Genomic DNA, 24,640 nt, shown 5'->3' on the forward strand with positions numbered 1-24,640 from the left:
TCCCCGCGCGGGATTGACCGATACTGACTCCCATGGAAGCCAGAACGATTCGATTCATCCGCCGCGGCGAGGTGGTGTCGGCGGGCAATGTACCACCCGACCGCACCCTGCTGGAGCTGCTGCGCGAGGACCTGGGCGCCACCGGCACCAAGGAAGGCTGCGGCGAAGGCGACTGCGGCGCCTGCACCGTGGTGGTGGCCGAGCCCGCCGAGCCGCAGGCGAGCCACGGTCCCGGGGGCCTGCGCTACAAGGCCATCAACAGCTGCATCCGCCTGGCCCATTCGGTGGACGGCCTGGCGCTGTGGACGGTGGAGGACCTGCAGGCGGCCGACGGCACGCTGCATCCGGCGCAGGAGGCCCTGGTGCGCTGCCATGGCTCGCAGTGCGGCTTCTGCACGCCCGGCTTCGTGATGAGCCTGTTCGGCATGTACCAGAACCATGTCTGCCAGGGCCGCCCGGTCACCCGCGAGCTGGCCCAGGCCGAGCTGTCGGGCAACCTGTGCCGCTGCACCGGCTACCGGCCCATCCTGGACGCGGCCCAGCAGATGGCGCAGCTGCCGGCAGTGCGGGTGGACGAACAGCGGCTGGCCGCGCAACTGCAGGCCATCCACCCGGCGGCTGTCGAGGATACGGCTTCAGCCGGTGCCGCGTACTGGAGCCCCGAGCGGCTCGACAGCCTGCTTTCGCTGCGCGCCGCCCATCCCCAGGCCCAGCTGGTGGCCGGCTGCACCGACGTGGGCCTGTGGGTGACCAAGCGGCACCTGCGGTTCGGCCAGGTACTGGACCTCACCCGGGTGGAGGAACTGCGCCGCATCGCCCGCGTGGCGGACGGCGGCCTGGCCATCGGCGCGGCCGTCACGCTCACCGACGCCTTTGCCGCGCTGGTCGCCCAGCGGCCGCAGCTCAAGGCCTTCGGCGAGCGCTTCGCAGGCCTGCCGGTGCGCAATTCCGGCACCCTGGGCGGCAACATCGCCAACGGCTCGCCCATCGGCGATTCGATGCCGCTGCTGATCGCGCTGGGCGCCCGCCTGGTCCTGGCCAGCAGGCGCGGCGAGCGCGAGCTGGCATTGGAGGACTTCTACACCGGCTACCGGCAGACCGTGCTGGCGCCGGACGAGGTGGTCGCGCGCATCCTTGTGCCTGTGCCGGCGGCCGGCGAATTCCTGCGCGCCTACAAGATCAGCAAGCGCTTCGACGACGACATCTCGGCCGTGTGCCTGGTGGTGCGGCTGGTGCTCGACGCGCACAACACCATCAGGCAGGTGGGCATAGGCGCCGGCGGCGTGGCCGCCACCCCGGCGCGCGCCCGGCGCACCGAAGCCCTGCTGCTGGACAAGGGCTGGACCGAGCAGGCGGCCCTGGAAGCCGCGGCCAGCCTGCGCGCGGAGTTCCAGCCCATCAGCGACATGCGCGCCTCGGCGGACTACCGCCGGCAGGTGCTGGGCAACCTGATGCGGCGCCTCTGGCTGGAGAGCCAGGGCCAGGCCGGCATCAACCTGGAGAGCCTGCGGCTGCAGGAGGTCACCGGATGAATGCCCGCGAGAAGGAATTCACCTCCGCCTCCGGCGGCGGGCCCGCCGGTCCGGCCGATGCCGGCGAGCGCAACCTGGCGCCCGCCACGCAGTCGCCGCACGCACCGGCCAGCCCGGCGCCGGCCGTCGGCAGCTCGCGCCCGCACGAGAGCGCCCGCGCGCAGGTGGCCGGACTGGCCACCTACATCGACGACCTCCCCGAGCTCAAGGGCACACTGCATGCGGCGCCCATCCTGTCGCCGGTGGCGCACGGCCGGCTGCGCAGTGTCGATGCCCGGGCGGCGCTGCAGCTGCCCGGCGTGCGCGGCGTGGTGCTGGCGGCCGACATCCCCGGCGACCCGGTGCTGGCCACCTTCGTGCACGACGAACCCATCTTCGCGCGGGACACCGTGCAGCACGCGGGCCAGGTCATCGGCCTGGTGGTGGCCGAGTCGGTGATGGAGGCGCGCCGCGCGGCACGCCAGGTCCGGCTGGACATCGAGGCGCTGCCGGCCGTGCTGGACGTGCGCCAGGCCCATGCGGCGCGCAGCTACGTGCTGCCGCCGGTGACCGTGCGCCGCGGCGAGCCCGAGGCGGCGCTGGCGCGCTCGCCGCACCGGCTGTCCGGCCGGCTGGAGGTGGGCGGCCAGGAACACTTCTACCTGGAAGGCCAGGTGGCCTACGCCATCCCGCTGGAGCAGGACCAGTGGCACATCCACTCCAGCACCCAGCACCCGGGCGAGGTCCAGCACTGGGTGGCGCATGCGCTGGGCCTGGAGAACAACGCCGTCACGGTGGAATGCCGGCGCATGGGCGGCGGCTTCGGCGGCAAGGAGACCCAGGCCGGCCACATGGCCGTATGGGCGGCGCTGGCGGCGCGCAAGCTGCGCCGCCCGGTCAAGCTGCGGCTGGACCGCGACGACGACTTCATGGTGACGGGCAAGCGCCACCCCTTCGCCTACGACTGGGAGGTGGGCTTCGACGGCGGCGGCCGCATCACCGGGCTCAAGCTGGCCATGCTGGCCAACTGCGGCTTCTCGGCCGACCTGTCGGGCCCGGTGGCCGACCGCGCCATCTTCCACACCGACAACGCCTATTTCCTGTCCGACGTGGAGATCGCGTCCTACCGCTGCAGGACCAACGTGCAGAGCCACACCGCCTTCCGCGGCTTCGGCGGGCCACAGGGCGTGATCCTGATCGAGGCCATCCTGGGCGACATCGCCCGGCACCTGGCGCTGGACCCGCTGGACGTGCGTATGCGCAACCTCTACGGCGCGGGCGACGGGCGCGACGTCACGCACTACCGGATGAAGGTGGAGGACAACATCCTGCAGCCGCTGCTGTCCCGGCTGGAGCAGTCCTCCCAGTACCGCCGCCGCCGGCAGGCCATCGCGGCCTGGAACGCCGGCAGCTCCGTCATCAAGCGCGGCATCGCCATCACGCCGGTCAAGTTCGGCATCAGCTTCACCGCCACCTTCTTCAACCAGGCCGGCGCCCTGGTGCACGTGTTCACCGACGGCAGCGTGCAGCTCAACCACGGCGGCACCGAGATGGGCCAGGGCCTGCACACCAAGATCATGCAGCTGGTCGCCGACGAGCTGGGCGTGCCGTTCGAGCGGGTGCGCGTCACCGCGACCGAGACCGGCAAGGTGCCCAACGCCTCGGCCACCGCCGCCTCCAGCGGCACCGACCTGAACGGCCGCGCGGCGCAGTTCGCGGCGCGAAACATCAAGGGCAACCTGGCGGCCTTCGTCGCCGGGCTGGATGGCTGCGGGGCCGGCGCGGTGAGCTTCCAGGCCGGCCAGGTGGTCTCGCCCAAGCAGACGCGCAGCTTCGACCAGGTGGTCAAGCTGGCCTACGCCAACCGCATCCAGCTGTGGAGCGACGGCTTCTACCGCACGCCCAAGATCCACTACGACAAGGTGACGCTCACCGGCCGGCCGTTCTACTACTTCAGCTACGGCGCCGCCTGCAGCGAGGTGGCGATCGACGCGCTGACCGGCGAGAGCCGGGTGCTGGCGGTGGACATCCTGCACGACGTGGGCCACAGCATCAACCCGGCCCTGGACATTGGCCAGATCGAGGGCGGCTTCATCCAGGGCATGGGCTGGCTGACCACCGAGCAGCTGGTGTGGAACGCCAGGGGCGAGCTGGCGACGCATGCGCCCAGCACCTACAAGATCCCCGCCACCGGCGACCTGCCGGCGCGCTGGCAGGTCGAGCTCTGGCCCGAGCCCAACCCCGAGGACAACGTGGGCCGCAGCAAGGCGGTGGGCGAGCCCCCCTTCATGCTGGCGATCAGCGTGTGGGAGGCGATCCGCGACGCGGTGGCGGCCGGCGGCGGCGAGCCCCGCGCCCTGGCGGCACCGGCAACTGCCGAGCAGGTGCTGCGGGCCTTGGGCGACGGGCCGGCGTCCGGGACAACCCCGGGTTGATCTTGCCTTCGTGCATGCGCACCATGCGCCCATGACCGCCTACGACGAACTGACGTTCAGGCCGCCCGCACACCAGCCTGGGCTGCACCCCCATGACCGCCGCACCTGGACCTGGGTGCTGGTGCTGGGCCTGCTGGTGGCTGTGCCAGCCCTGCTCTGGCTGCTGCGGCCCGTGATCGGCCCGGCGCCGCAGCCCCCGCAGGCGGCGGAGGCGCCCGCCGAGCCGCCGGGCACCGAGGCCGGCAGCCCGACGCTGCCGGACACGGCGATCCGCTACCCCTTGCCCGCCGCGCCTTCGGCGCCGCCGCGGGACTTCGCCGCCGCGCTGCGCGAGCTGCTGGGCCGCCGGGGCCTGGCCTTCCTGCAGGCGGGCGACCTGCCGAGCCGCTTCGTCGCCACCGTCGACAGCCTGGGCCGCGAGCATGCCGCGCCGGCCAGCTGGCCCGTGCTGCCCACGCCCGGGCGGTTCAGCCCCGCGCCGGCCGAAGGCCAGGCCGTGATCGCGCAGGGCAACGCCGAGCGCTACGCACCCTTCGTGGCCTGGATCGAGTCGCTCGACGTGGAGCGCACCGTCGGGCTCTACCGCGCGGCCTACCCCTTGTTCCAGCAGGCCTACCGCGAGCTGGGTTTCGGCGACCGCCACTTCAACGACCGGCTGGTCGAGGTGATCGACCTGCTGCTGGCCTCGCCGGAGCCGGTGGAGCCCATCGGCGTGCAGCTGACCGAGGTGAAAGGCCCGCTGGAGCCGGAGCGCCCCTGGGTCCGCTACGAGTTCACCGACGCGCGCCTGCAGGCGCTGCCGGCCGGGCAGAAGATCATGGTGCGGATGGGCACGGACCACCAGCAGCGGCTCAAGGACAAGCTGGGCGCCTTCCGCCGCGCCCTGGTGGCCGGCAGCGCCGAACAGGGCGTATCGCGCTGAGCGTCGGCACCAAGTCGCAAGGCCAGGTAACCGCCGGGTAGCAATCCCCCAGGAGCCTGCGCACAGACGGTAGACCTTCATACGTCTTCATACATGGGCTGAGCGGGCCCAACCCGACGATGCGTCGGTCAGCTGCACAGGCATGTTGCTCATGCGTGCCGACTCACCGGAGCGTCCATGAAGGCCTATGTCACCTTGTTGAGCACCGCCGACTACCTGCCGGGCGTGCTGTGCCTGGCGAAATCGCTGCGGGCCACCGGCACGCCCCATCCGCTGGTGGTGGGCCTGTCGGCCTCGCTGCCCGCCGAGTGCGACGAGGTACTGCGCCAGGCGCAGCTGCCAACGGTGCGGCTGCCGGCCGCCTCGCCGGTGCCGCGCACCATGGAGCAGAATGGCCACCACTGGGGCCGCACCTTCGACAAGCTGCACCTGTTCGGCCTGGCGCACTACAGCAAGCTGGTCTACCTGGACAGCGACATGCTGGTGTTGTCTTCCCTGGATGAGCTGTTCGAGCGGCCGCACCTGTCGGCCGTGCCGGCGGGACGCCTGGTCCATCCGGACTGGGATCGGCTCAATTCCGGGTTGATGGTGATCGAACCCGACGCGGACCTGCCCCGGGCCATCGGCAACCGCCTGGACAATGCGCTGGCCACGGCGGCCCAGGCCGGCAACCAGGCGATCGGCGACCAGGACCTGATCAACGCCTGGGCCCCGGGCTGGCCCTCCAGCGGCCTGCAGCTGGACGAGGGCTACAACGTGTTCGACAGCCTGCTGGACGACTACCTGGACCGCGGTTACGCGCTGCCGACGCAGCCGGGCGGGGACGGCGCCAAGCCGGTCAAGGTGGTGCACTTCATCGGGCCGGTCAAGCCCTGGCATCCGCGGGCGCTGGGGCGCCACTGGCTGCGCAGCCTGCAGGGCCGCACCTCACCGGCGCAGCGGCAGATGTTCCGCCTGTACCGGCACTGGCTGCGCCAGCCGCTCAGGCCCACATCCGCTGCGCCTTATCGTCCAGCTCCTGGCGCTTGAGCAGGATGCGCGGCACGTCGGGGTGGAGCGGGTCGATCTCCCGCAGCGCCCAGTGGTAGAACGCCCGGGCGAACGTCAGATGGAGCAGGTTGATGATCTTCATGGGCTGCATCGTCGGCGGTATGCCTGAGGCAGCGCGTGCGAAGGAGCCTCTTCAATTTGTCGTCGTTTGTAAACGGGTTTGTCAGACAGTCGCGATGACGTGTAAGACAAACAAGACAACCGTACGGCCCCAGACATAAGCTCATCCGCCCACGGTGACGCTCGCGCGCCGCAAGCTCATGCAGGGACACCGGCGTCTCAGCGCGCCAGCATCCACGCGGCCATCTCGTCGGCCACCTGCGCCACCAGCTGCGGCTGGCCGGCCAGGTAGTGGTTGCCGCCCTTCACGTCGACGTTGCGGATGCGGTCGCCGCCCGCCGCCAGCCAGGCGTCGCGTGTGCTGGGGAAGGTGGAGCGGTCGGCGGTGTAGGTGAACAGCAGCAGCGGCACCGAGGTGCGCGCCAGGTTGGCCGGACCGTCGGCGCGGCTGCGCGGCGACCACTGCGACAAAAAGGCCGTGAGCGAGGTGATGCGGCCCATCTGGCTGGCGGCGTAGTTCACCGCGCGGGCGCCGGCCGCGCCTGCGCCCCAGACGCTGCCCACGTCGCGGTCGTTGGTATCCAGCGAGAGGTCCAGGCAGCGCGGGTCGGCATGCGTGCGGTGGATCAGGAAGGTCTGGTCGCGCGGGCTGCCGGGCTCGCGCAGGCTTCGCAGCCGCGCCAGGCGGTCACCCACCCACTGGTCGATGCGCTCCAGGCGCGAGCGCTGCGCGGCCTCGAAGCGCGCCAGGAAGTCCGCGCCGTAGGGCGGGCCGTTGGCCGGCTCGTACATGTCCAGCGCCGGATCGCGCGAGAGCGGGTCGTGCTCGTCGGTCACCGACGGGTCGATCCAGCGGCGCATCAGGCGCGAGCGGCCCTCGTGCGCGCCGCACAGGGCGATGCCCGCCACCGGCGGCAGGTCCGAGGGCACTAGGCCGGCCGGGTCGCCGTCCGGCAGGGTCTCGATGTCCAGCCGCTCGGCCTGGGCCTGGTACAGCGCGGCCAGGGCCGCGCCGCCCGAGTTGCCGACCAGCACCACCTTGTCGTAGCCCTGCGCCTGCAGGAACCTGACGCCGGCGCCCAGGTCCTGGATGGCCCGCTCCATCAGCAGCAGGGTGTCGTTGCCGGCATAACGCGTGTTCAGGCCCATGCAGGCGACGCCGCGCGCGGCCAGCGGCTCGATCAGGTAATGCCCCATGAAGTTGCTGGTGGGGTGCATCACGATGGCCGCCACCTTCCGGGGCCCGGGCGGCTGCATCCAGGCGCCCCAGATGCGCGGCCGCAGCAGCGCCAGGCCGGACTGGCTCTCCAGGGCGGCGCCGGGCTTGACGTCGATGGCGGCGAGTTGGAGCGGGGGCGCGGACATGCGGGCAGTGTGCCAGTGCCTGCCTTTCAGCGGCAGAACAGCTCGCCCACCAGCTCGCGCATCCAGCGGTGCCCGGGGTCGGCCTCGAAGCGCCGGCTCCAGTGCAGCGACACCGTGAAGTCGCGCAGGGGGAATGGCGGCTCGACGATGGCGTAGCCGGTACCGAACCCCTGGGCGATGTTGCGCGGCACCACGGCCGCCAGGTCGCTCGCGCGCACCAGCGAGGGCAAGGCCAGGAAGTGCTCGGTCACCAGGCGCAGGCGTTCCTCCAGCTGCAGCAGCTCCAGGATGCGGCGGGTGTCGGCATGCGCGCGCACGGCCACGAACTCCAGCTCGCGCAAGGCGCCCAGCAGCGCGCGCCCGGTGCGCCGCCGCGCCGCGAACGGATGGCCGCGGCGCAGCAGCAGCACGTAGCGGTCGTCCAGCAGCTGGATGCGCTGGGTGTCGCGCAGCATGGGCAGGAAACCGAAGGCGAAGTCGATGCGGCCGCTGTCCAGCGCCGTGGTGATCTGCTCGCGCGGCAGCGGCCGCGTCTCCACGCGGGCGCCGGGCGCGCGCTCGCGCAGGGCCGTCACCAGCTCGGGCAGGAAGCGCGCCTCGCCGATGTCGCTCATGTGCAGCTGGAAGGTGCGGCGCGAGCGCAGCGGGTCGAACGCGGCGGAGTCGCCCAGCGCCTGCTCCAGGGCCGCCAGGGCCTGCCGCACCGGCTCGGCCAGCCGGTCGGCGCGCGGTGTGGGCTGCACGCCGCCGGGCGCGCGCATGAACAAGGGGTCGCCCAGCAGGCCGCGCAGCCGCGTCAGGCCCTGGCTGGCCGCGGGCTGGGTCAGCCGCAGCTGCTCGGCGGCGCGGCTGACGCTGCGCATGCGGTAGACCGCGTCGAACAGCCGCAGCAGGTTCAGGTCGACCTGGTTGATATGCATGCCACTTATGTCACTTAGTCACGTCATTTTATTGTTGGATGACGCGCGCGCGGTCACACTGCCCGGCTGCCAGGAGACCAGCGTGGAAGTTTCGTTCAGCCAAGAAATCGAGCAGCTGCGCCTGGGGCGCGGCCAGACCTTCCACGGCGAGGGCATCCTCGCCATCACCAAGGCGCTGCTGCAGTCCGGCGTCGCCTACATCGGCGGCTACCAGGGCGCGCCGGTGTCGCACCTGCTGGACGTGATGGTGCAGGCCAGGGACTACATGGACGAGCTGGGCGTGCACGTGGAAGCCTGCTCCAACGAGGCCTCCGCCGCCGCCATGCTGGGCGCCTCCATCCACTACCCCCTGCGCGGGGCGGTGACCTGGAAGTCCATCGTCGGCACCAACGTCGCGGCCGACGCGCTGTCCAACCTGTGCTCGCCCGGCGTGACCGGCGGCGCGCTGCTCGTGGTGGGCGAGGACTACGGCGAGGGCGCCTCGGTGATCCAGGAGCGCACGCATGCCTACGCGCTGAAGTCCGGCATGTGCCTGCTGGATCCGCGGCCCGACCTCGAGGTCATGACGCGGATGGTGGAGCACGGGTTCCGGCTGTCCGAGGCCTCCAACATGCCGGCCGTCCTGGAGCTGCGCATCCGCGCCTGCCACGTGCGCGGCAGCTTTCAGGCCAAGGACAACGTCAAGCCGGCCATCTCGACGCGCCAGCTGATGGAGAACCCCTCCGGCTTCGATTACATGAAGCTGGCGCACCCGCCGGTGACCTTCCGCCACGAAAAGCTCAAGGGCGAGCAGCGCATCCCCGCGGCGCGCAGGTACATCGTGGAGAACAAGCTCAACGAGCTGTTCGACGGCGAGCACCAGGACCTCGGCATCATCGTCCAGGGCGGCATCTACAACAGCCTGGTCCGCTCCCTGCAGCAGCTGGGCCTGGCCGACGCCTTCGGCAACAGCGACATCCCGCTGCTGGTGCTGAACGTCACCTACCCGCTGGTGCCGGAACAGGTGGCCGACTTCTGCGTCGGCAAGCGCGCGGTGCTGGTGGTGGAGGAAGGCCAGCCGGAGTACATCGAGCAGGAGATCGCCACGTTGCTGCGGCGCCGCGACATCCAGACGAAGCTGCACGGCAAGGACGTGCTGCCTTCGAGCGGCGAATACAGCGTCGAAGTCGTGGCCAACGGCCTGGTGCACTTCGCCACCAGCTACCTGTCGGGCACGGTGACGGACGAAGCGCGGCGCTGGCTGGCGGCCAACACCGACCGCCGCCAGGCGGCCGCCGCCGCGCTGGCCCAACCGCTGCCGGCGCGGCCGCCGGGCTTTTGCATCGGCTGCCCCGAGCGGCCGGTGTTCTCCGCGCTCAAGCTGGCGCAGCAGGAGATCGGCAACGTGCACATCGCCGCCGACATCGGCTGCCACGCCTTCGGCACCTTCGAGCCCTTCTCGATGGGCCATTCCATCCTGGGCTACGGCATGTCGCTGGCCTCGCGCGCAGGCGTGTCGCCGATGATGCAAAGGCGAACGCTGGCCCTCATGGGCGACGGCGGCTTCTGGCACAACGGCCTGCTGACCGGGGTGCAGAGCGCGCTGTTCAACGGCGACGACGCGGTGCTGCTGATCTTCAAGAACGGCTACACCTCGGCCACCGGCACCCAGGAGATCCTCTCCACGCCCCGGGACGCGGCCAAGGAGGCCGCCGGCGACAAGGGCGCCAGCATGGTCCACACCAACCAGACCATCGAGTCCGCCCTCAAGGGCCTGGGCGTGCAGTGGATGCGCACCGTCCACACCTACGAGGTGGAGCAGATGCGCAGGACGCTGACCGACGCCTTCACCAGCGACTTCAACGGGCTGAAGGTGATCGTCGCCGAGGGCGAATGCCAGCTGGAACGCCAGCGTCGCATCAAGCCCTGGATCCAGGGCCTGCTGAAGAAAGGCAAGCGCGTCGTGCGCGTGAAGTACGGCGTCGACGAGGACGTGTGCAACGGCGACCATGCCTGCATCCGGCTGTCGGGCTGCCCCACCTTGACCCTCAAGGACAACCCGGATCCCTTGAAGGTGGATCCGGTGGCGACGGTGCTCGACGGCTGCGTCGGCTGCGGGTTGTGCGGGGCCAACGCCCACGCCGCCACGCTATGCCCCTCGTTCTACCGGGCGGAAATCATCCAGAACCCGAAGTGGCATGAGCGGATGCTGGCCTCGATGCAGTCGTGGGTGGTCAGGGCCTTGCGGCCGGCCTAGGCAAGCAACAATGAACCAACAGCAACCCATCACCTTGCTGATCAGCGCCCTCGGCGGCGAAGGCGGCGGCGTCCTGACCGAGTGGCTGGTCGACACCGCGCGCCATGCCGGCTATCCGGCGCAGAGCACGTCCATCCCCGGGGTGGCCCAGCGCACCGGCGCGACCACCTATTACATCGAGGTGTTCCCGGTGAAGCGGGCCGAGCTGGGCGGCAGGCGCCCCGTCTTCAGCCTCAACCCGGTGCCCGGCGCGCTTGATGCGATGGTGTCGTCCGAGCTGCTGGAGACGGCGCGCCAGGTCGGCAACGGCATGACGGCGCCCGACCGCACGCTGGTGATCACCTCGTCGGCGCGCACCCTGACCACGCAGGAACGCATGCAGCTGGGCGACGGCCGCGCCGAGCCGGCCGAGCTGCTCAAGATCGTCCGCCAGTTCAGCCGGGCCCACCAGGTGTTCGACATGGCGGCAGTCGCCAGGGAAACCGGCACGGTGGTCAGTGCCGTGATGCTGGGCGCCATCGCCGGCAGCGGTCTGTTCCCGTTCAGGCGCGAGGACTACGAGGCGGTGGTGAAGGCCGGCGGCAAGGGCGTGGAAGCCAGCCTGCGCGGCTTCGCCCGGGCCTGCGAGATCGTCTCGCAGGGCAAGACCCAGTCGGACTACGTCGCCCAGGTGCTGGCCCCGGCGGCTGAGCCCGCGCCTGCCGGCACGCTGGCGCCGCAGGCATCGCCGCCGCAGCACCCGCACCGCGGCGTGTTCCCGCCGACCGTGCAGGAGATGTTCGCCCTGGGCTACGCGCGCCTGCTGGAGTACCAGGACAAGGGCTATGCCGAGCTCTACGCCCGGCGCCTGCGGTCGGTGCTGGATGCGGAGCGCGAGGCCGACCCGCAGGGCGTCCACGGCTTCGCGACGACCCGGGAGATGGCGCGCTGGCTGGCCCTGTGGATGGCCTTCGACGACATCGTCCGCGTCGCCCACCTCAAGAGCCGCGCCTCCCGCTGGCAGCGCGTCAGGGGCGAGGTCAAGCCGGGTGAGGAAGACCTGCTGAAGCTGTACGACCACTTCAAGCCCGGCGTGCCCGAGTTCGCCGCCCTGCTGCCGGCATCGCTGGCCGGCAGGCTGGTGGCCTGGGACCGCCGCCGCGTCGCCGCCGGCCGGCAGCCGTGGGCGCTGCCGCTGAAGATCGGCACCCATGGCGTGTTCGGCATGCTGGCCCTGCGCACGCTGGCCGCCGCGCGGTGGCTGCGGCCGCACGGCAGCCGCTTCGCCCTGGAGCAGCGGATGATAGTCAAGTGGCTGCAGGGCGTGGTCGACGGCACACGGCGCCACTGGCAGCTCGGCCAGGAGATCGCCCTGTGCGGGCGCCTGATCAAGGGCTATGGCGCCACCAACGAGCGCGGCAAGGAGAACCTGCTGCACGTGCTGGACCACCTGGCGCAAGGGGGCGACCCGCAGGCCGCCGCGCTGGCAGTCGCCGCCGCGCGCAGCGCCGCCCTGGCGGACGACGCCGGCAAGGCGCTGGACGCCACCCTGGCGGCGCACGGCGCGCCCGCACGCCCGGTGAAGGCGCAGCCCATCCGTTTCATGCGCAAGCCCGAGGCCGCGAAGCCCCGACAGCCGGCCTGAGCCGGCATCACCGAGGAGACCCGATGCAATCCCGCCACCCCATCCGGCCGCCCACTGCTCCCACCGGCGCCCGCCGGGCGCTGCTCGCCGCGCTGTCCATGGTCCTGGCCGCGGCGCCGCTGCCGGCTGCCTGGGCCCAGGCGGCCACCGCAGCCGCCGCCTGGCCCGGCAAGCCGGTGCGCGTCGTCGTCAGCTTCCCGCCCGGCGGTGCGGCCGACCAGATCGCCCGCGCGGTCTCCGAGCCGCTGGCGCAGGCGCTGGGGCAGCCGGTGGTGGTGGAGAACCGCGCCGGCGCCAACGGCAACATCGCCGGCGACCACGTGGCCAAGCAGCCGGCCGACGGCCACACGCTGCTCATGAGCTCGGGCGGCACGGTGTCCATCAACCCGCACCTGTACGCCAGGATGCCGTTCGACCCGGTGAAGGACCTGGTGCCGGTGGCCGCCGCGGCGCGCGTGCTGGTCTACCTCGAGGTGCATCCCAAGGTGCCGGTGAACGATGCGCGCGATTTTCTGGCCTACCTCAAGGCCAATCCCGGACGCCTGAGCTACGGCTCGCCCGGCAACGGCAGCTCGCCGCACCTGGCGGCCGAGATGATGAAGGCGCAGACCAACGCCTTCGCCACCCACATCCCCTACCGCGGCGCGGCGCCGGCCATGCAGGACCTGCTGGGCGGCCAGATCGACTTCATGTTCGACCCCGGGGTGGGCCTGCAGCACGTCAAGGCCGGCAAGCTCAAGCTGCTGGCCGTGGGCAGCCCGCGCCGCTCGCCGCAGTTCCCCGACGTGCCGACCATGGATGAGGCTGGCCTGCGCGGCTTCGACGCCGACACCTGGTTCGGCTTCTACGCGCCGGCCGGCACGCCGGCCGCGGTGGTGACGCGGCTGAACGCCGAGATCAACACGGTCCTGCGCAGCCCCGCTTTCGGCGAGCGCATGGCCGCGATCGGCGGCATCCCGTCGCCCATGAGCCCGCAGGACTTCGCGGCGCGCGCGCAGGCCGACAGCGAGCGCTTCGGCGCCCTGATCAAGGCGCGCAACATAAGGGGGGACTGATGACACGGACGGTTGTCTATCAGGTGCGCGTCGAGTTCGGCGACTGCGACCCGGCGCGCATCGTCTGGTTCCCCAACTTCTTCCGCTGGATCGACGCGGCCTCGCGCCACTTCTTCGTCGAGTGCGGCGTGCCCCCCTGGCATGAGACCGAGCAGGCGCTGGGGGTGATCGGCACCCCGCTGGTGGACACGCACGCCAAGTTCGTCAAGACCGCCAGCTACGGCGACCTGCTGCGCATCCACACCAGCGTGGCGGAATGGCGCGGCAAGAGCTTCATCCAGCGCCACCGCGTGATGCGCGAGGACACGCTGGTCATGGAATGCGACGAGGTGCGCATCTTCGCCGGCCGGCGCGCCGATGGGAGCATCTTCGCGCTGGAGGTGCCGGGCGCGATCCGCGACGCGTGCCGCTGACGCTCAGCGCTGCACCGCGCCGCGCAGCATCCACACCCGGCTGTGCGAACCCTCGCGCAGCGCGCTGTTGACCAGCGCCAGCCGGCCGGCACCGTCCGCCGCCAGCTTGCGCATCAGCAGGCCCTGCGTGCTGCCGTTGGCGCCGCCGCGCGCGTCGGCGCTGCCGGGCACCACGGACGCGGGGCCGAAGCGCTGGCCGCCATCCGTGGAGACGGCCAGCGCCAGCCCGCGCGGCCGCCCACGCTCGTCGGCGTACAGCTCCCAGGCCACGTAGACACCGCCCCGCGCATCCAGGGCCAGCTGCGGGTAGGCGGCGCTGACGGCCTGCGGCGGCAGGGGCTGCGACAGCACCCGGGGCGGCTCGAAGGTCGCGCCCCGGTCGCTCGAGCGGGTGTAGTGGATGCGGTGGCGCTCGAACGGACCGCCCGCGCTTTCCGCATAGGCCAGGTGCAGCACGCCGTCGGGGTCCACGGCGAGCTTGGGCGCGTCCGAGTACGTGGCGCTGGGCGCCACCCGCACGGGCGCATCGAAGGTCGCGCCGCCGTCCGTCGAGCGGGTGACGTGGATGTCGGCCGCGGCGTCCTCGCCCACGGTCCAGGCCAGGTACAGCGTGCCGTCGGCGGCCAGCGCCAGCGAAGGGCCGCGGGCGGGCGGGGCCTGGCCCGCGCCGGCCAGCTGCAGCGGGCGCGAGAAGCGGCGGCCCCCGTCGGTCGAGCGGCTGAACCACAGCGGGCCGTCGTACTCGGTCCAGGCGGCGTACAGCACGCCGCCCGGGCCGGCCACCAGGTCGTAGCTGCCGTTGTGCCAGACCTCGGGGTTGATGCGGCCCTTGCCGTCCCCTGGCGTCGAGTTGGACAGGTTCACCGGCGCGGAGAACGAGCGTCCGCCGTCCTCCGAGCGGGCCAGCATCATCTCGCCGCCGTGCGAGCCGCCGGAGAAGATGATCTCCTGCCACAGCACGAACAGCCGCTGCGGCGCGTCCGGCGCCATGGCCAGGCGCGGCAGCCAGGAGAAGGTGGCGGGCTGGCGCGAGACGTCCACCGGCTGCGCCAGTCGAGGCGCGCCGGTGGGCCCGAACCGCTGGAACAGCACGGCCTTGCGCGCCTGGTCGACCCAGGCCACGGCCGCGTCGCCGTCCGGCGCCAGGATCACCGTCGGATCGTCGACGAAGTCGTAGCGCGACTCGTTCTGCGCCCAGGGGCCGCGCTGGCCGCGCCCGGCCGCGATCTCCACCGGGTCCTGCCACTCTACCGAGGGGGACGGCGGGCGGGCCGGCAGCAGCGCGGCGGCCAGCAGCAGGACCAGGCCGAGCAGGAAGCGGCGGGAATGGTGGTAAGTGGCGAGCATGGCCGCTTGGAGCGGCTGGGCGCGGCCGGGTTTTGCTGATCCATGCGCTTTTCCACTGCTGCCGCGCAGTCAGCCGATCAACGCCGGCAGCCAGGTAGCGATGGCCGGCCAGTGGAACACCGCCGCCAGCAGCAGCAGGCTCATCGCGACATAGGGCACGACCGCGCGGAAGATGTGCGCCATGGTCACCTGCGGCGGCGCGACCCCGCGCATGGTCATCAGCAGCAGGCCGTGCGGCGGCAGCAGCAGCCCCAGCTGCATGCAGATCAGGAACATGACGCCGAACCACACGGGATCGACGGCCAGCGCCTGCACGATGGGCATGAAGATGGGCAGGGTGATCATCATCATGCTGACCTGGTCGACGAAGATGCCCAGGAAGATCAGCAGCCCCAGCATGCCGGCCACCACGGCCGCGGTGGACAGGCCCTGGCCGGTGATCAGCTGCACCAGGCCGTTGCTCGCGCCCGAGAACGACAGGATCTGCGCGAAGGTGGTGGCGCCCAGGATGATGAACAGGATCATCCCGGAGATCGCAGCCGTGCCCTGCAGCGCCTTGAGCAGGGCCTGCGCGGTCAGGGCGCGGTAGCAGGCCGCCAGCACCAGGGTCGCGAAAGCGCCCAGCGCCGCGCACTCGGTGGGCGTGGCCCAGCCGGCCGCCAGCGCGCCCACCACCACGCCGAAGATGGACAGCGTGGGCAGCACGTAGGCGAAGAACGGCCGCCAGCGCGCCCAGCCGGAAGGGCCGGCGCCCTCGTCCGGGTCGGGCGGCGCCAGGCGCGGGTTGGACTTCACCCGCAGCACGATCCACAGCACGAACGCCACCGACAGGATGGCCCCCGGCACCACGCCGCCGATCAGCAGCTTGGAGATGGAGATGCCCGACAGCGAGCCCAGCAGCACGGTGAGCGCCGACGGCGGGATCAGCATGTCCACGGCGCCGATGGCCATCAGCGGGCCGGTGGCCAGCGTGGGGTGGTAGCCGCGCGCCAGCATGATGGGCAGCATCAGCGAGCCCAGCATGGCCGTGGTGGCGATGGTCGAGCCCGAGATCGCCGAGAACACCGTGCCGGCGACCACCGCCACCACGGCCAGCCGGCCGGGCACGCGGCGGATCAGCCGCTCGATGCCCTCGATCACCTTGAGCGCCAGGCCGGTGTGGAACAGCACCTCGCCCATCAGCACGAACAGCGGGATGGGCGTGAGCGAGAAGGCGGCGACCGAGCTGACGCTGCTGCGCGCCAGCTGCGCCAGGCCGACCTCGCCGCCCATGTACAGCCAGGCGCCGACGATGTTGACGGTGATGAAGGTCAGCGCCACCGGCATGCCCAGGAACAGCAGCACGGTGGACCCGCCCAGCATCAGCCAGGCCGCGAATTCCCAATTCATGCCGCGCTCACCGCGTCGCGCCGCGGCCCGCGCTCGCCGGCGTACAGCCGCGCCATGCGGAACAGCATCTCCCCCGCCAACAGCAGGAACACCACCGGCAGGGGCGCCAGCGACCACCACTCGGGCGTGACCAGGGTCTTGATGCTCAGCGAACCGGAGGCCCAGCTCTCCCAGGCGGCGCGCGCGCCGTACCAGGCCATGAACAGGCAGCAGGCCAGGCCCAGCGCATCGCCCACCCATTCCAGCGTCCAGGCTAGGCGCGGCGGCAAGGCCTGCAGCAGGATGTCGACCCGGATGTGCTGGCCCTGGCGCAGCAGCCAGGGCGCCACCAGCAGGGTCAGCAGGTACAGCATCAGCTCGGAAACCTCGTTGCTCCAGGCCAGGCCGCGCGGCAGGCCGGGCACCGGGATGTTGCGCAGCGCCACGTCGGCCACGATGACCAGCATCATCGCGAACAGCAGCGCGCAGCCGGCCAGCGCCAGAGCGGCAAGCAGGCGCCCGTAGGCGCGGGCCATGCGCCCGCTCACCTGGACGGGGAGAACAGCGCCTTGAAGCGCGCCGCGATCTCGGGGCTCTGCTTCTCGGCGCCGGCCCAGCCGACCTGGTAGGCGCGGTCGACAAAGGCCTTGGACGTGGCGGCATCGAACTTGACGGCCTGGATGCCGGCCTTCTCCTGGCGCGCCGTCTCCTCCTGGGCATAGCGGGTCCAGAAGCCGTTCTCCCCCTCCAGCGCGAGCAGCTGCTTTTGCAGGTAGGCGCGCTGCGGCTCGCTCAGCCTGCGGTACGCGGGCAGGTTCATGATCAGCGAGACCTCGGCGTCGTAGAAGCCCGGGTCGACGCGGAACTTGGTCCGCTCGTGCCAGTTCAAGTCGAAGATGCCGCCGATCGGCCAGCCGTAGCCGTCGACCACGCCGCGCTCCAGCGCGGTGTAGACCTCGCCCGGCGCGGTGGTCACCACGCTGGCATTCAGGGCCTGGAAGAAGTCGCGGTACACCGGCGTGATGCGCACCTTCAGGCCCGCCAGGTCGGGCTTGTCGATCTTCTTGTTCAGGTAGATGTGGAAGGGCTGGTTCTCCACCATGCGGGCCAGGTACTGCATGTTGCCCTTGTCGTTCCAGACCTTGTTGATCGCGTCGAACGCGCCGTTCCGGCGCTGCTCGGCCACCGGGATGCGCGTGAGCTTGAGGAAGTCGGCCTCAGGCATCACGTTGGTGTAGAAGGCGCCGGTGTTCAGCGCCATGTCGACCACGCCGGTCTTGACGGCGTTGCCCACCTCGAAGGACGGGATGGCCTTGGGCCCGCCGATGAAGTTGATCTGCAGCACGCCCTTGCCTTCGGCGTTGAACTTCTGGATCCAGGTCTGCAGGCGCTGCACGTAGATGCCGTTCTCGGCGAAGGCGCTGACCAGGCGCAGGGTCGCCTCCTGGGCGGACACGCCGGCCGCAAAGCCCGCCGCCAGCAGGAGCGCCGCCATCTTCTTCAACACGCGTGGGCTCATCACCTGTCTCCTTGGAATTTGGGAATCGGGGGCAATTTACGCACCGTGCTTGTATTTGGCGAATGGGTTGTGTGAATGCACTACATTCATCTCGTGAATGTCAGGGTGAACCCTGAAAGTCCGGTGCATGAACTTCCGCCAGCTCGATCTGAACCTACTGCGCGTGCTCGCGGCGATCCACGCGACGCGGTCGGTGACTGCCGCCGGCCGCCGGCTGGCGCTGTCGCAGTCGGCCACCAGCAACGCGCTGGCGCGGCTGCGCGGCTTCTTCGGCGACCAGCTGTTCGTGCGCTCGCCGGGCGGGCTGGAGCCGACGCGCCGCTGCGAGGAGCTGGCGCCGGCGGTGGTGCAGCACCTGCGCCAGCTGGAGGCGCTGGTCACCGGCGAGAGCCGCTTCGACCTGGCCACCACCGACATGCACTGGAAGCTCTCGCTGTCCGACCTGGGCGAAATGCTGTTCCTGCCGCGGCTGGCCGCGGCGCTGCGCGCCGAGGCGCCGCGCGCCCGCCTGTCCAACATCTCGGTGGCCGCGGCCGACGTGGCGGCGGCGCTGGAGACGCGCGAGATCGACTGCGCCGTCGGCATCCTGCAGCCGCGCCACCGCGGCGTGCGCGCCGAGCCGCTGTTCCGCGAGCAGTACGTGGCCCTGGCCTCGCCCCAATGGCGGCCGCCCGCCGGCCGGCCCGGCCGGGCGCTGACGCAGGCGCAGCTGGCCGATGCCGCCCTGGTGGTGGCCTCGCCCACCGCGACCTTCCACACCGGCGTGGAGCAGATGCTCACCCGCGCGCGGCTGGCGCACCGCATCGTGCTGCGGGCGCGCCACTTCGGTGCCCTGCCCGAGCTGGCGCGCGCCACCGACCTGGTGGCCATCGTGCCCGAGATGTACGCGCGCGACCTGGGCGAACGCTACCAGCTGCGCACCTGGCGGCTGGCCGACGCGCCGCACTACGACGTGCGCCTGGTCTGGCACGCCAGCACCGAGCGCGACCCGGCGCACCAGTGGATGCGGGCGCTGCTGCACCGGCTGTTCGGCCGCGCGGTGGCTGTTTCCCCCCCTTCTCCCCCCCGCCCCTCTTCGCCCCCGCCGGGGCGAAGAGGGGAGCCTTGATTTGGTTTCGTCGCGCCGGCTACGCAACTACAGGCCAACGTCGCCACCTCCGCGGCGCACCACGGCCCAGGCGCTGCAGTCCTAGGAATGGCTGGCCGACCGGCGGGGAGCCGCGAGCCAGCGCGCAAGCGCGGCCGGCTCGTAAGGGGAGCGGCATCCCGTCTTCTTGTCTCGTCCTGGCCAGCGCTTGGCGCGGCCAGCGGCTCCGAGCCAGCCGGCCTCGAAGCGCGTCCAACAGCAGGTTCGCGCCGTGGCGTGCTGGTCGGCAACGCAGCCTCACCCCTGTAGCGAGTAGTCGGCGCGCGCGGGCAAATCCAGGCTCCCCTCTTCGCCCCGGCGGGGGGCGAAGAGGGGCGGGGGGGAGAAGGGGGGGCAAGCGAGGAGCATCTACAGCCCTAAAAGCATCCCAACACCAATCGATAACTTCAGAGCACCAGCAGCGCGCGAAAATCGTTGACGTTGGTGTAAGTCGGCCCGGTCACCACCAGGTCGCCCAGCGCGCTGAACCAGCCGTAGGCGTCGTTGCGGTCCAGGTAGGCGCCGGGCTTCATGCCCCGCGCCAGCGCGCGCTGCAGCGTGTCGGGCGCGACGAAGGCGCCGGCGTTGTCCTCGATGCCGTCGATGCCGTCGGTGTCCGCCGCCAGCGCCCAGACCCGCGGCTGGCCCTGCAGCGCCTGCGCCAGGCCCAGACAGAACTCGCCGGCCCGCCCGCCCCGGCCGGGGTGGGCATCTGAATCCTCGCCCCGGCCGGGGCGGGCGTCCGGCGCTCCTTCGGGCGGCTTCCTCACCGTCACCGTGGTCTCGCCGCCGGACAGGATGACGCAGGGCTTGCGGAACGGCTGGCCGCGCGCGGCCACGGCGCGGGCCAGGGCGGCGTGCACCTTGCCCACCTCGCGCGACTCGCCCTCGATCTCGTCGCTCAGGATGTGCGCCTCGATGCCGGCGGCGCGCGCGGCCTGCGCCGCCGCCTCCAGCGACTGCTGGGGCGTGGCGACCAGGCGCACCTCGTGGCCGTGGAACAGCAGGCTGCCCGGCTTGGGCGTCTCCAGCCCGCCCTGCTCGAGCTGGCGCAGCAGCAGCGGCGGCACCTCGATGCCGTAGCGGCGCAGGATGTCCAGCGCTTCGGCGCAGGTGGTCGCGTCCGGCACCGTCGGGCCGCTGGCGATCACCGACACGTCGTCCCCTGGCACGTCGCTGATGGCCAGCGTGACCACGCGAGCCGGCGCGCAGGCGGCCGCCAGCCGCCCGCCCTTGATGCGCGAGAGGTGCTTGCGCACGCAGTTCATCTCGTGGATGTTGGCGCCGCTGGCCAGCAGCTGGCGGTTGATGCGCTGCTTGTCTTCCAGCGACAGGCCCTCGGCCGGCAAGGTCAGCAGGGCCGAGCCGCCGCCGGAGATCAGGCACAGCACCAGGTCGTCGGGGCCCAGGCCCTGCGCCAGCGCCAGCATGCGCTGGGCCGCGGCCAGGCCGGCGGCGTCGGGCACCGGGTGCGCGGCCTCGACCAGCTCGATGCGCCGCGGCAGCCCCTCGGGCCGCGGCGGCACGTGGTGGTAGCGGGTGACCATCAGGCCCGACAGCGGCGCCTCCCGCGGCCACAGCGCTTCCAGCGCCTGGGCCATGGCCCCGCCGGCCTTGCCCCCGCCCAGCACCAGGGTGCGGCCGCGCGGCGGCGCGGGCAGGCACGGGCCCAGGGTGTGCAGCGGCAGGGCGCGTCGCACGGCGGCCTGGTACAGGTGCTCGAGGAAGGCGCGGGGGTGGGTGGAGGGGTCGGGTGCGGTCATCGGAGCTCCTCGCGCGATTGTGCCGCGCCGGCCCAGGCCAGCAGGGCCTGCATGAACTCGCGCACCGCCGGCTGCGGCTCGTCGATGCGGCGCAGCGCGTACACGTCGCCGGCCGGCATGTGCGCGCCCAGGCGGCAGGTCGCCACCTCGCCCGCACGCAGCCGCGCCAGCGAGGCGGGCACCAGGGCCACGCCCAGGCCCGCCGCCACCAGGTGCACCAGCGCCGGCAGCTCGATCACCTGCTGCACCGTGCGGGGCACGAAGCCGGCTTCCAGGCAGGCGTCGAACAGGCGCTGAGCGAACGCCGACGATTCGCGCCGCAGCGCGACGAAGGGCTCGCCGCGCAGCTCGGCCAGCCGCAGCGTCTTGCGGCGGGCCAGGCGGTGGCCGCGCGGCAGGGCCGCCACCACCGGGTCGCGCCACAGCAGCTGGCTGGCCAGCTGCCCGTCCGACAGGGACGAGCGCGACACGCTCAGGTCCACCCGCCCCTCGCGCAGCGCGCGCAGGTGGTCCACCGGCGCCATCTCCTGCAGCACGATCTCCACGCCCGGCCGGCTGGCGCCGAACCGCTGGATGAAGCGCGGCAGGGGCCCCAGGAAATGCGAGCCCGACAGGCCCAGCTTGATGCGGCCCTCCAGGCCGTTGGCCACCAGGCCGACGTGGCTGCGCGCCTCGTCCAGCCGCTCCAGCACCGCCAGGGCGTGCGGCAGGAAGGCCTTGCCCGCATCGCTGAGCTGCACGCTGCGGCTGGTGCGCTCGAACAGGCGGGCGCCCAGCTCCTTCTCGAGGTTGGCGATCTGCAGGCTCAGCGGGGGCTGCGAGACGTGCAGCTTGCGCGCCGCCCGCGTGAAGCTGAGCTCGGCGGCGAGCACGGTGAAGTAGCGCAGCTGCCGCAGCTCCATGGATCCATACCTTCCGGCAAATGAATCGATACCGATTCTGTATTTGCCAGTATAGATAGCGGCGGCGCAAGATCGCGCGCCATGAGCCGTTCGTACCGCCTGGGCCTCATCGTCCCCAGCTCCAACACCACGATGGAAACCGAGATCCCCGCCATGCTGCGCGCGCGCGAGGGCGTGCTGCCGGAGCGCTTCACCTTCCACTCCAGCCGCATGCGCATGAAGGAGGTGACCAAGGAGCAGCTGGAGGCCATGGACCGCGACTCCGACCGCTGCGCAACCGAGCTGTCGGACGCCCGGATGGACGCGCTGGGCTACGCCTGCCTGGTCGCCATCATGAGCATGGGCAAGGGCTACCACCGCGAGTCGCAGCGGCGCCTGCACCAGGTGACGGTGGGCAACGGCGCGCCGGCGCCGGTGACCACCAGCGCCGGCGCCCTGGTCGAGGGCCTGCAAGCCCTGGGCGCCAAGCGCGTGTCCCTCATCGCGCCCTACATGAAGCCGCTGACGCGGCTGGTGATCGACTACCTGGAGCACGAAGGCATCGAGGTGGTGGACAGCCTGTCGCTGGAGATCCGCGACAACGTGGCGGTAGGCGCGCGCGACCCCAAGGCGCCGGCCGAGCTGTGGAAGCAGCTGAACGTGAAGGGCGCCGACGCCATCGTCGCCTCGGCCTGCGTGCAGATGCCCTCGCTGGCGGCCGTGCCGATGATCGAGGCCGCCAGCGGCCTGCCGGTGGTGTCCAGCGCGGTGTGCACCACCTGGTCGCTGCTCAAGCACCTGGGGCTGGAGCGCCGCGTGCCCGAGGCCGGCACGCTGCTGTCCGGCCGCTACTGAAGAAAAATCCCAACCGAACGACCCAAGGAGACTCTCTCATGAACAAGCGCCATTTCGTCCGACGCCTCGCCGCCTTGGCGGCCGCCAGCCTGCTGGCCGGCGGTGCCGCCGCCCAGGCCTTTCCCAGCAAGCCCATCACCCTGATCGTGCCCAACCCGCCCGGCGGCCTGGTGGACGGCTCGGCCCGCCTGCTCAGCGAGCCGCTGGCCCGGGTGCTGAACCAGTCGGTGGTGGTGGACAACAAGGGCGGCGGCAGCGGCAACGTGGCCTACGGCCTGGTGGCCCGCGCGCCGGCCGACGGCCATACCCTGCTGACGTCCTACTCGGCCTACCACGTGGGCAACCCCAACCTCACGCCCAAGCTGCCGTGGTCGCAGAAGGACCTGGTGCCGGTGGCCTTGATCACCACCGCCACCAACGTGATCGCCGCCCACCCTTCCGTGCCGGCCAACACGCTGACCGAGTTCATCGCCCACCTGAAGCAGAACCCGGGCAAGCTCAGCTATGCGTCGCAGGGCAACGGCTCGCTCTCGCACATCGGCACCGAGATGTTCAAGATGCAGACCGGCACCAGCATGGTCCACATCCCCTACCGCGGCTCGGGCGCCGCGATCTCGGACGTGCTGTCCGGCCAGGTGCAGGTCTTCATCACCACGCCGCCTTCGGTGATGGGCCATGTGCAGCAGGGCAAGCTCAAGGGCTATGCGGTCACGGGCAAGAGCCGCCACCCGGGCCTGCCCAACGTGCCGACCACCACCGAGGCCGGCCTCAAGGGCTTCGAGCTGGAGGCCTGGGTCGGCATCTTCGCGCCGGCCGGCACGCCGGCGGAGGTGGTCACCAAGCTGACCACCGGCATCAAGCAGGCGCTGGAGCTGCCCGAGACCAAGACCCGCGCGGCGGCTGCCGGCATCGACCTGCGCTACCTGCCGCCGGCGGAGCTGGACGCGCTGGTCAAGCGCGAGACCGAGTTCTGGGGCAAGACCATCAAGGCGGCCGGCATCACGGCCGACTGATGCAGCCTCTACCCTGGCATTCCCGTTGCGGGTCTGCCAGGGCAAGGCCTTACTGCGCCCGGCCGATCTCGAACAGGCCCGGCACGAACGTGTTGCCGCGAGCGGCTGCGACCACCCCGATGTGGGTGGAGCGGATGGAGAAGAAGTTGCCCTGGTCCGCGGTCTGGATGCCGACCATTGACGTCGGTCCGATGCCACCCAGCGAATTCACGGTACCTTCGCGCGTCACCGTCGTGCCGCTCGGCGTCACGCCGCTGGCGCTGTGGGCGGTGGAGGATACCGTGAACGTTCCGGCCGTGCCCAGCGTGTTGACGCCGGTGAAAGTGCCGGCCGCGTAAGCCGCCGTTTCGGGCGTGCCGACCCAGAAGCGGCGCGACGTGCCAGGCGATATGGTCACGCGCAGGAACACCTTGTCGGAACCGATGCGGGCCACGCGGAACCGCATGTTGCCCGTAGCCGTGGCGCCTATGAACTCGTCACCAGAGACGGTGAGCGTTGCGGTCTGCACGGAGGCAGCCGGGCACTGCGCGATGGCATAAACCGCGTTGTCCTGGCAATAGCGCAGCGTGCCGGCCGAGGTGATCTCGCCGGAGAAGATGGACGTGTTCGGCGCTACCGACGGCTCGATGATGCGCGCCAGGAAGTTGTAGGTTCCCACCGCTTCGGCCACGGTCGTGATGAAGTTGCGTGAGGCGATGAAAGTTCCGACGCCGGCGCCGGACGGGAAGCCGCCGACCACCGAATCGTCGGCGATCGTGAAGCGGGCCGTGTTGCGCGCTGCGCCGCTCGGGGCCGGCTGGAACAGGTAGCCCGATCCGTCGGCCACGATGGTGCCGGTGGCGTTGGTGGCGTTGCCGCTGACCGCATAGGTCATGGCGTCGAAATCCAGGCTCAGGGTGTACAGATAGCCGTCGGTGCCGAAGGCCGTGTAGTCGCCATTGCGTGCATCAGGCGTTGGCTCGGGCGTTGCTACGGGCAGCGGCTCGGGCGTTGCTGCGGGCGTTGGCTCGGGCGTTGCCGTTCCGCCGCCCCCGCCCCCGCCCCCGCCCCCGCACGCCGCAATCGCTGCCGCGACGATCCCAGCGCCCAGCCAACGGCCGGCGTACTGCCAAGTTGCTCTCATTGCCTCCCCTCCTCGGGATTTGCTTCACCGCGCAATTCGCGGCGGGGCATCATA

Annotated in this window: 21 protein-coding genes; 11 read left to right on the forward strand and 10 right to left on the reverse strand. The window is 71.5% G+C overall.

Annotation, left to right across the window (positions count from 1 at the left end; all coding sequences use genetic code 11):
- Positions 1-32 precede the first annotated feature (32 nt).
- From xdhA to RTA_RS16560, 4 genes are all read left to right on the forward strand, one after another.
- Positions 33-1,532, forward strand: coding sequence for a xanthine dehydrogenase small subunit (gene xdhA, locus RTA_RS16545; RefSeq protein ID WP_013902581.1), 1,500 nt, complete (start codon positions 33-35; stop codon positions 1,530-1,532).
- A complete protein-coding gene (gene xdhB / locus RTA_RS16550; RefSeq protein ID WP_013902582.1) occupies positions 1,529-3,946 on the forward strand; it encodes a xanthine dehydrogenase molybdopterin binding subunit in 2,418 nt (805 codons plus the stop codon). Before xdhA ends, xdhB begins: the two co-directional genes overlap by 4 nt.
- A 31-nt stretch (positions 3,947-3,977) precedes the next feature.
- Positions 3,978-4,868 carry a DUF3014 domain-containing protein gene (locus RTA_RS16555; protein ID WP_049871321.1) on the forward strand — a complete coding sequence of 297 codons (891 nt, stop codon included), beginning with the start codon at positions 3,978-3,980 and terminating at the stop codon, positions 4,866-4,868.
- Between the two features lie 177 nt (positions 4,869-5,045).
- Positions 5,046-5,897: a glycosyltransferase gene (locus RTA_RS16560; protein WP_013902584.1), complete on the forward strand. Its 852-nt coding sequence runs from the start codon at positions 5,046-5,048 to the stop codon at positions 5,895-5,897.
- Here RTA_RS16560 and RTA_RS21045 read toward each other — a convergent pair.
- The 3 genes from RTA_RS21045 to RTA_RS16570 all read right to left on the reverse strand — a co-directional run bounded on the left by RTA_RS21045 (position 5,851) and on the right by RTA_RS16570 (position 8,263).
- Positions 5,851-6,000: a hypothetical protein gene (locus RTA_RS21045; RefSeq protein WP_158307850.1), complete on the reverse strand. Its 150-nt coding sequence runs from the start codon at positions 5,998-6,000 to the stop codon at positions 5,851-5,853. The genes RTA_RS16560 and RTA_RS21045 overlap by 47 nt on opposite strands.
- A gap of 197 nt (positions 6,001-6,197) precedes the next feature.
- Positions 6,198-7,343 (reverse strand): alpha/beta hydrolase family protein, encoded by a 1,146-nt coding sequence (locus RTA_RS16565; RefSeq protein ID WP_013902585.1) that lies wholly within the window; start codon positions 7,341-7,343, stop codon positions 6,198-6,200.
- 26 nt (positions 7,344-7,369) lie between these two features.
- Complete coding sequence (locus RTA_RS16570; RefSeq protein WP_013902586.1) at positions 7,370-8,263, reverse strand: LysR family transcriptional regulator; 894 nt, start codon at positions 8,261-8,263, stop codon at positions 7,370-7,372.
- Positions 8,264-8,345: 82 nt separating this feature from the next.
- On the opposite strand from RTA_RS16570, the gene RTA_RS16575 reads away from it, so the two are divergent.
- From RTA_RS16575 to RTA_RS16590, 4 genes are read left to right on the forward strand one after another with little or no spacing between them, the layout of a single operon-like run.
- Complete coding sequence (locus RTA_RS16575) at positions 8,346-10,499, forward strand: thiamine pyrophosphate-dependent enzyme (RefSeq protein ID WP_013902587.1); 2,154 nt, start codon at positions 8,346-8,348, stop codon at positions 10,497-10,499.
- Between the two features lie 10 nt (positions 10,500-10,509).
- Entirely contained in the window at positions 10,510-12,123 is a 1,614-nt protein-coding gene (locus tag RTA_RS16580; protein WP_013902588.1) for an indolepyruvate oxidoreductase subunit beta family protein, read from the forward strand.
- Between the two features lie 23 nt (positions 12,124-12,146).
- Positions 12,147-13,178, forward strand: a complete 1,032-nt coding sequence (locus tag RTA_RS16585) for a Bug family tripartite tricarboxylate transporter substrate binding protein (protein ID WP_013902589.1) — start codon at positions 12,147-12,149, stop codon at positions 13,176-13,178.
- Positions 13,178-13,591 (forward strand): acyl-CoA thioesterase, encoded by a 414-nt coding sequence (locus tag RTA_RS16590; RefSeq protein WP_013902590.1) that lies wholly within the window; start codon positions 13,178-13,180, stop codon positions 13,589-13,591. The genes RTA_RS16585 and RTA_RS16590 overlap by 1 nt, the downstream gene beginning before the upstream one ends.
- Before the next feature lie 3 nt (positions 13,592-13,594).
- Here the strand turns inward: RTA_RS16590 and RTA_RS16595 are convergent, their stop codons facing one another.
- The 4 genes from RTA_RS16595 to dctP all read right to left on the reverse strand — a co-directional run bounded on the left by RTA_RS16595 (position 13,595) and on the right by dctP (position 17,825).
- Positions 13,595-14,938, reverse strand: coding sequence for a sialidase family protein (locus tag RTA_RS16595; protein WP_013902591.1), 1,344 nt, complete (start codon positions 14,936-14,938; stop codon positions 13,595-13,597).
- Positions 14,939-15,007: 69 nt separating this feature from the next.
- On the reverse strand, positions 15,008-16,327 hold the full coding sequence (locus RTA_RS16600) for a TRAP transporter large permease (RefSeq protein ID WP_013902592.1): 1,320 nt from the start codon (positions 16,325-16,327) through the stop codon (positions 15,008-15,010).
- Positions 16,324-16,842, reverse strand: coding sequence for a TRAP transporter small permease (locus RTA_RS16605; RefSeq protein ID WP_013902593.1), 519 nt, complete (start codon positions 16,840-16,842; stop codon positions 16,324-16,326). Before RTA_RS16605 ends, RTA_RS16600 begins: the two co-directional genes overlap by 4 nt.
- A gap of 8 nt (positions 16,843-16,850) precedes the next feature.
- The gene (gene dctP / locus RTA_RS16610; protein ID WP_013902594.1) at positions 16,851-17,825 is read right to left on the reverse strand and encodes a TRAP transporter substrate-binding protein DctP; all 975 of its coding nucleotides are present in this window, start codon (positions 17,823-17,825) and stop codon (positions 16,851-16,853) included.
- Between the two features lie 127 nt (positions 17,826-17,952).
- Here dctP and RTA_RS16615 point away from each other — a divergent pair, with 127 nt between their 5' ends.
- Positions 17,953-18,933: a LysR family transcriptional regulator gene (locus RTA_RS16615; protein ID WP_013902595.1), complete on the forward strand. Its 981-nt coding sequence runs from the start codon at positions 17,953-17,955 to the stop codon at positions 18,931-18,933.
- A gap of 425 nt (positions 18,934-19,358) precedes the next feature.
- Here RTA_RS16615 and RTA_RS16620 read toward each other — a convergent pair whose 3' ends face one another.
- On the reverse strand, positions 19,359-20,714 hold the full coding sequence (locus tag RTA_RS16620) for a glycerate kinase type-2 family protein (RefSeq protein WP_013902596.1): 1,356 nt from the start codon (positions 20,712-20,714) through the stop codon (positions 19,359-19,361).
- Positions 20,711-21,616, reverse strand: coding sequence for a LysR substrate-binding domain-containing protein (locus RTA_RS16625; protein ID WP_013902597.1), 906 nt, complete (start codon positions 21,614-21,616; stop codon positions 20,711-20,713). Before RTA_RS16625 ends, RTA_RS16620 begins: the two co-directional genes overlap by 4 nt.
- A gap of 81 nt (positions 21,617-21,697) precedes the next feature.
- On the opposite strand from RTA_RS16625, the gene RTA_RS16630 reads away from it, so the two are divergent.
- Both RTA_RS16630 and RTA_RS16635 read left to right on the forward strand, forming a co-directional pair.
- Positions 21,698-22,450, forward strand: a complete 753-nt coding sequence (locus RTA_RS16630) for a maleate cis-trans isomerase family protein (RefSeq protein ID WP_013902598.1) — start codon at positions 21,698-21,700, stop codon at positions 22,448-22,450.
- 38 nt (positions 22,451-22,488) lie between these two features.
- Positions 22,489-23,463, forward strand: a complete 975-nt coding sequence (locus RTA_RS16635) for a Bug family tripartite tricarboxylate transporter substrate binding protein (protein WP_013902599.1) — start codon at positions 22,489-22,491, stop codon at positions 23,461-23,463.
- A gap of 49 nt (positions 23,464-23,512) precedes the next feature.
- Here the strand turns inward: RTA_RS16635 and RTA_RS16640 are convergent, their stop codons facing one another.
- A complete protein-coding gene (locus RTA_RS16640) occupies positions 23,513-24,586 on the reverse strand; it encodes a hypothetical protein (RefSeq protein WP_013902600.1) in 1,074 nt (357 codons plus the stop codon).
- Between the last annotated feature and the right edge of the window lie 54 nt (positions 24,587-24,640).

Source organism: Ramlibacter tataouinensis TTB310 (assembly GCF_000215705.1).
GTDB lineage: Bacteria > Pseudomonadota > Gammaproteobacteria > Burkholderiales > Burkholderiaceae_C > Ramlibacter > Ramlibacter tataouinensis.

What these genes read in the sequence shown, in the direction of transcription:
- RTA_RS16585 (WP_013902589.1), top strand. Translation starts at nt 12,147, where the DNA reads ATGCAATCCCGCCACCCCATCCGGCCGCCCACTGCTCCCACCGGCGCC.
- RTA_RS16570 (WP_013902586.1), bottom strand. Translation starts at nt 8,263, where the DNA reads ATGCATATCAACCAGGTCGACCTGAACCTGCTGCGGCTGTTCGACGCG.
- xdhA (WP_013902581.1), top strand. Translation starts at nt 33, where the DNA reads ATGGAAGCCAGAACGATTCGATTCATCCGCCGCGGCGAGGTGGTGTCG.
- RTA_RS16590 (WP_013902590.1), top strand. Translation starts at nt 13,178, where the DNA reads ATGACACGGACGGTTGTCTATCAGGTGCGCGTCGAGTTCGGCGACTGC.
- RTA_RS21045 (WP_158307850.1), bottom strand. Translation starts at nt 6,000, where the DNA reads ATGAAGATCATCAACCTGCTCCATCTGACGTTCGCCCGGGCGTTCTAC.
- RTA_RS16620 (WP_013902596.1), bottom strand. Translation starts at nt 20,714, where the DNA reads ATGACCGCACCCGACCCCTCCACCCACCCCCGCGCCTTCCTCGAGCAC.
- RTA_RS16565 (WP_013902585.1), bottom strand. Translation starts at nt 7,343, where the DNA reads ATGTCCGCGCCCCCGCTCCAACTCGCCGCCATCGACGTCAAGCCCGGC.
- RTA_RS16615 (WP_013902595.1), top strand. Translation starts at nt 17,953, where the DNA reads ATGAACTTCCGCCAGCTCGATCTGAACCTACTGCGCGTGCTCGCGGCG.
- RTA_RS16625 (WP_013902597.1), bottom strand. Translation starts at nt 21,616, where the DNA reads ATGGAGCTGCGGCAGCTGCGCTACTTCACCGTGCTCGCCGCCGAGCTC.
- RTA_RS16605 (WP_013902593.1), bottom strand. Translation starts at nt 16,842, where the DNA reads ATGGCCCGCGCCTACGGGCGCCTGCTTGCCGCTCTGGCGCTGGCCGGC.
- RTA_RS16630 (WP_013902598.1), top strand. Translation starts at nt 21,698, where the DNA reads ATGAGCCGTTCGTACCGCCTGGGCCTCATCGTCCCCAGCTCCAACACC.
- RTA_RS16600 (WP_013902592.1), bottom strand. Translation starts at nt 16,327, where the DNA reads ATGAATTGGGAATTCGCGGCCTGGCTGATGCTGGGCGGGTCCACCGTG.
- xdhB (WP_013902582.1), top strand. Translation starts at nt 1,529, where the DNA reads ATGAATGCCCGCGAGAAGGAATTCACCTCCGCCTCCGGCGGCGGGCCC.
- RTA_RS16640 (WP_013902600.1), bottom strand. Translation starts at nt 24,586, where the DNA reads ATGAGAGCAACTTGGCAGTACGCCGGCCGTTGGCTGGGCGCTGGGATC.
- RTA_RS16635 (WP_013902599.1), top strand. Translation starts at nt 22,489, where the DNA reads ATGAACAAGCGCCATTTCGTCCGACGCCTCGCCGCCTTGGCGGCCGCC.
- RTA_RS16595 (WP_013902591.1), bottom strand. Translation starts at nt 14,938, where the DNA reads ATGCTCGCCACTTACCACCATTCCCGCCGCTTCCTGCTCGGCCTGGTC.
- RTA_RS16560 (WP_013902584.1), top strand. Translation starts at nt 5,046, where the DNA reads ATGAAGGCCTATGTCACCTTGTTGAGCACCGCCGACTACCTGCCGGGC.
- RTA_RS16580 (WP_013902588.1), top strand. Translation starts at nt 10,510, where the DNA reads ATGAACCAACAGCAACCCATCACCTTGCTGATCAGCGCCCTCGGCGGC.
- RTA_RS16555 (WP_049871321.1), top strand. Translation starts at nt 3,978, where the DNA reads ATGACCGCCTACGACGAACTGACGTTCAGGCCGCCCGCACACCAGCCT.
- dctP (WP_013902594.1), bottom strand. Translation starts at nt 17,825, where the DNA reads ATGAGCCCACGCGTGTTGAAGAAGATGGCGGCGCTCCTGCTGGCGGCG.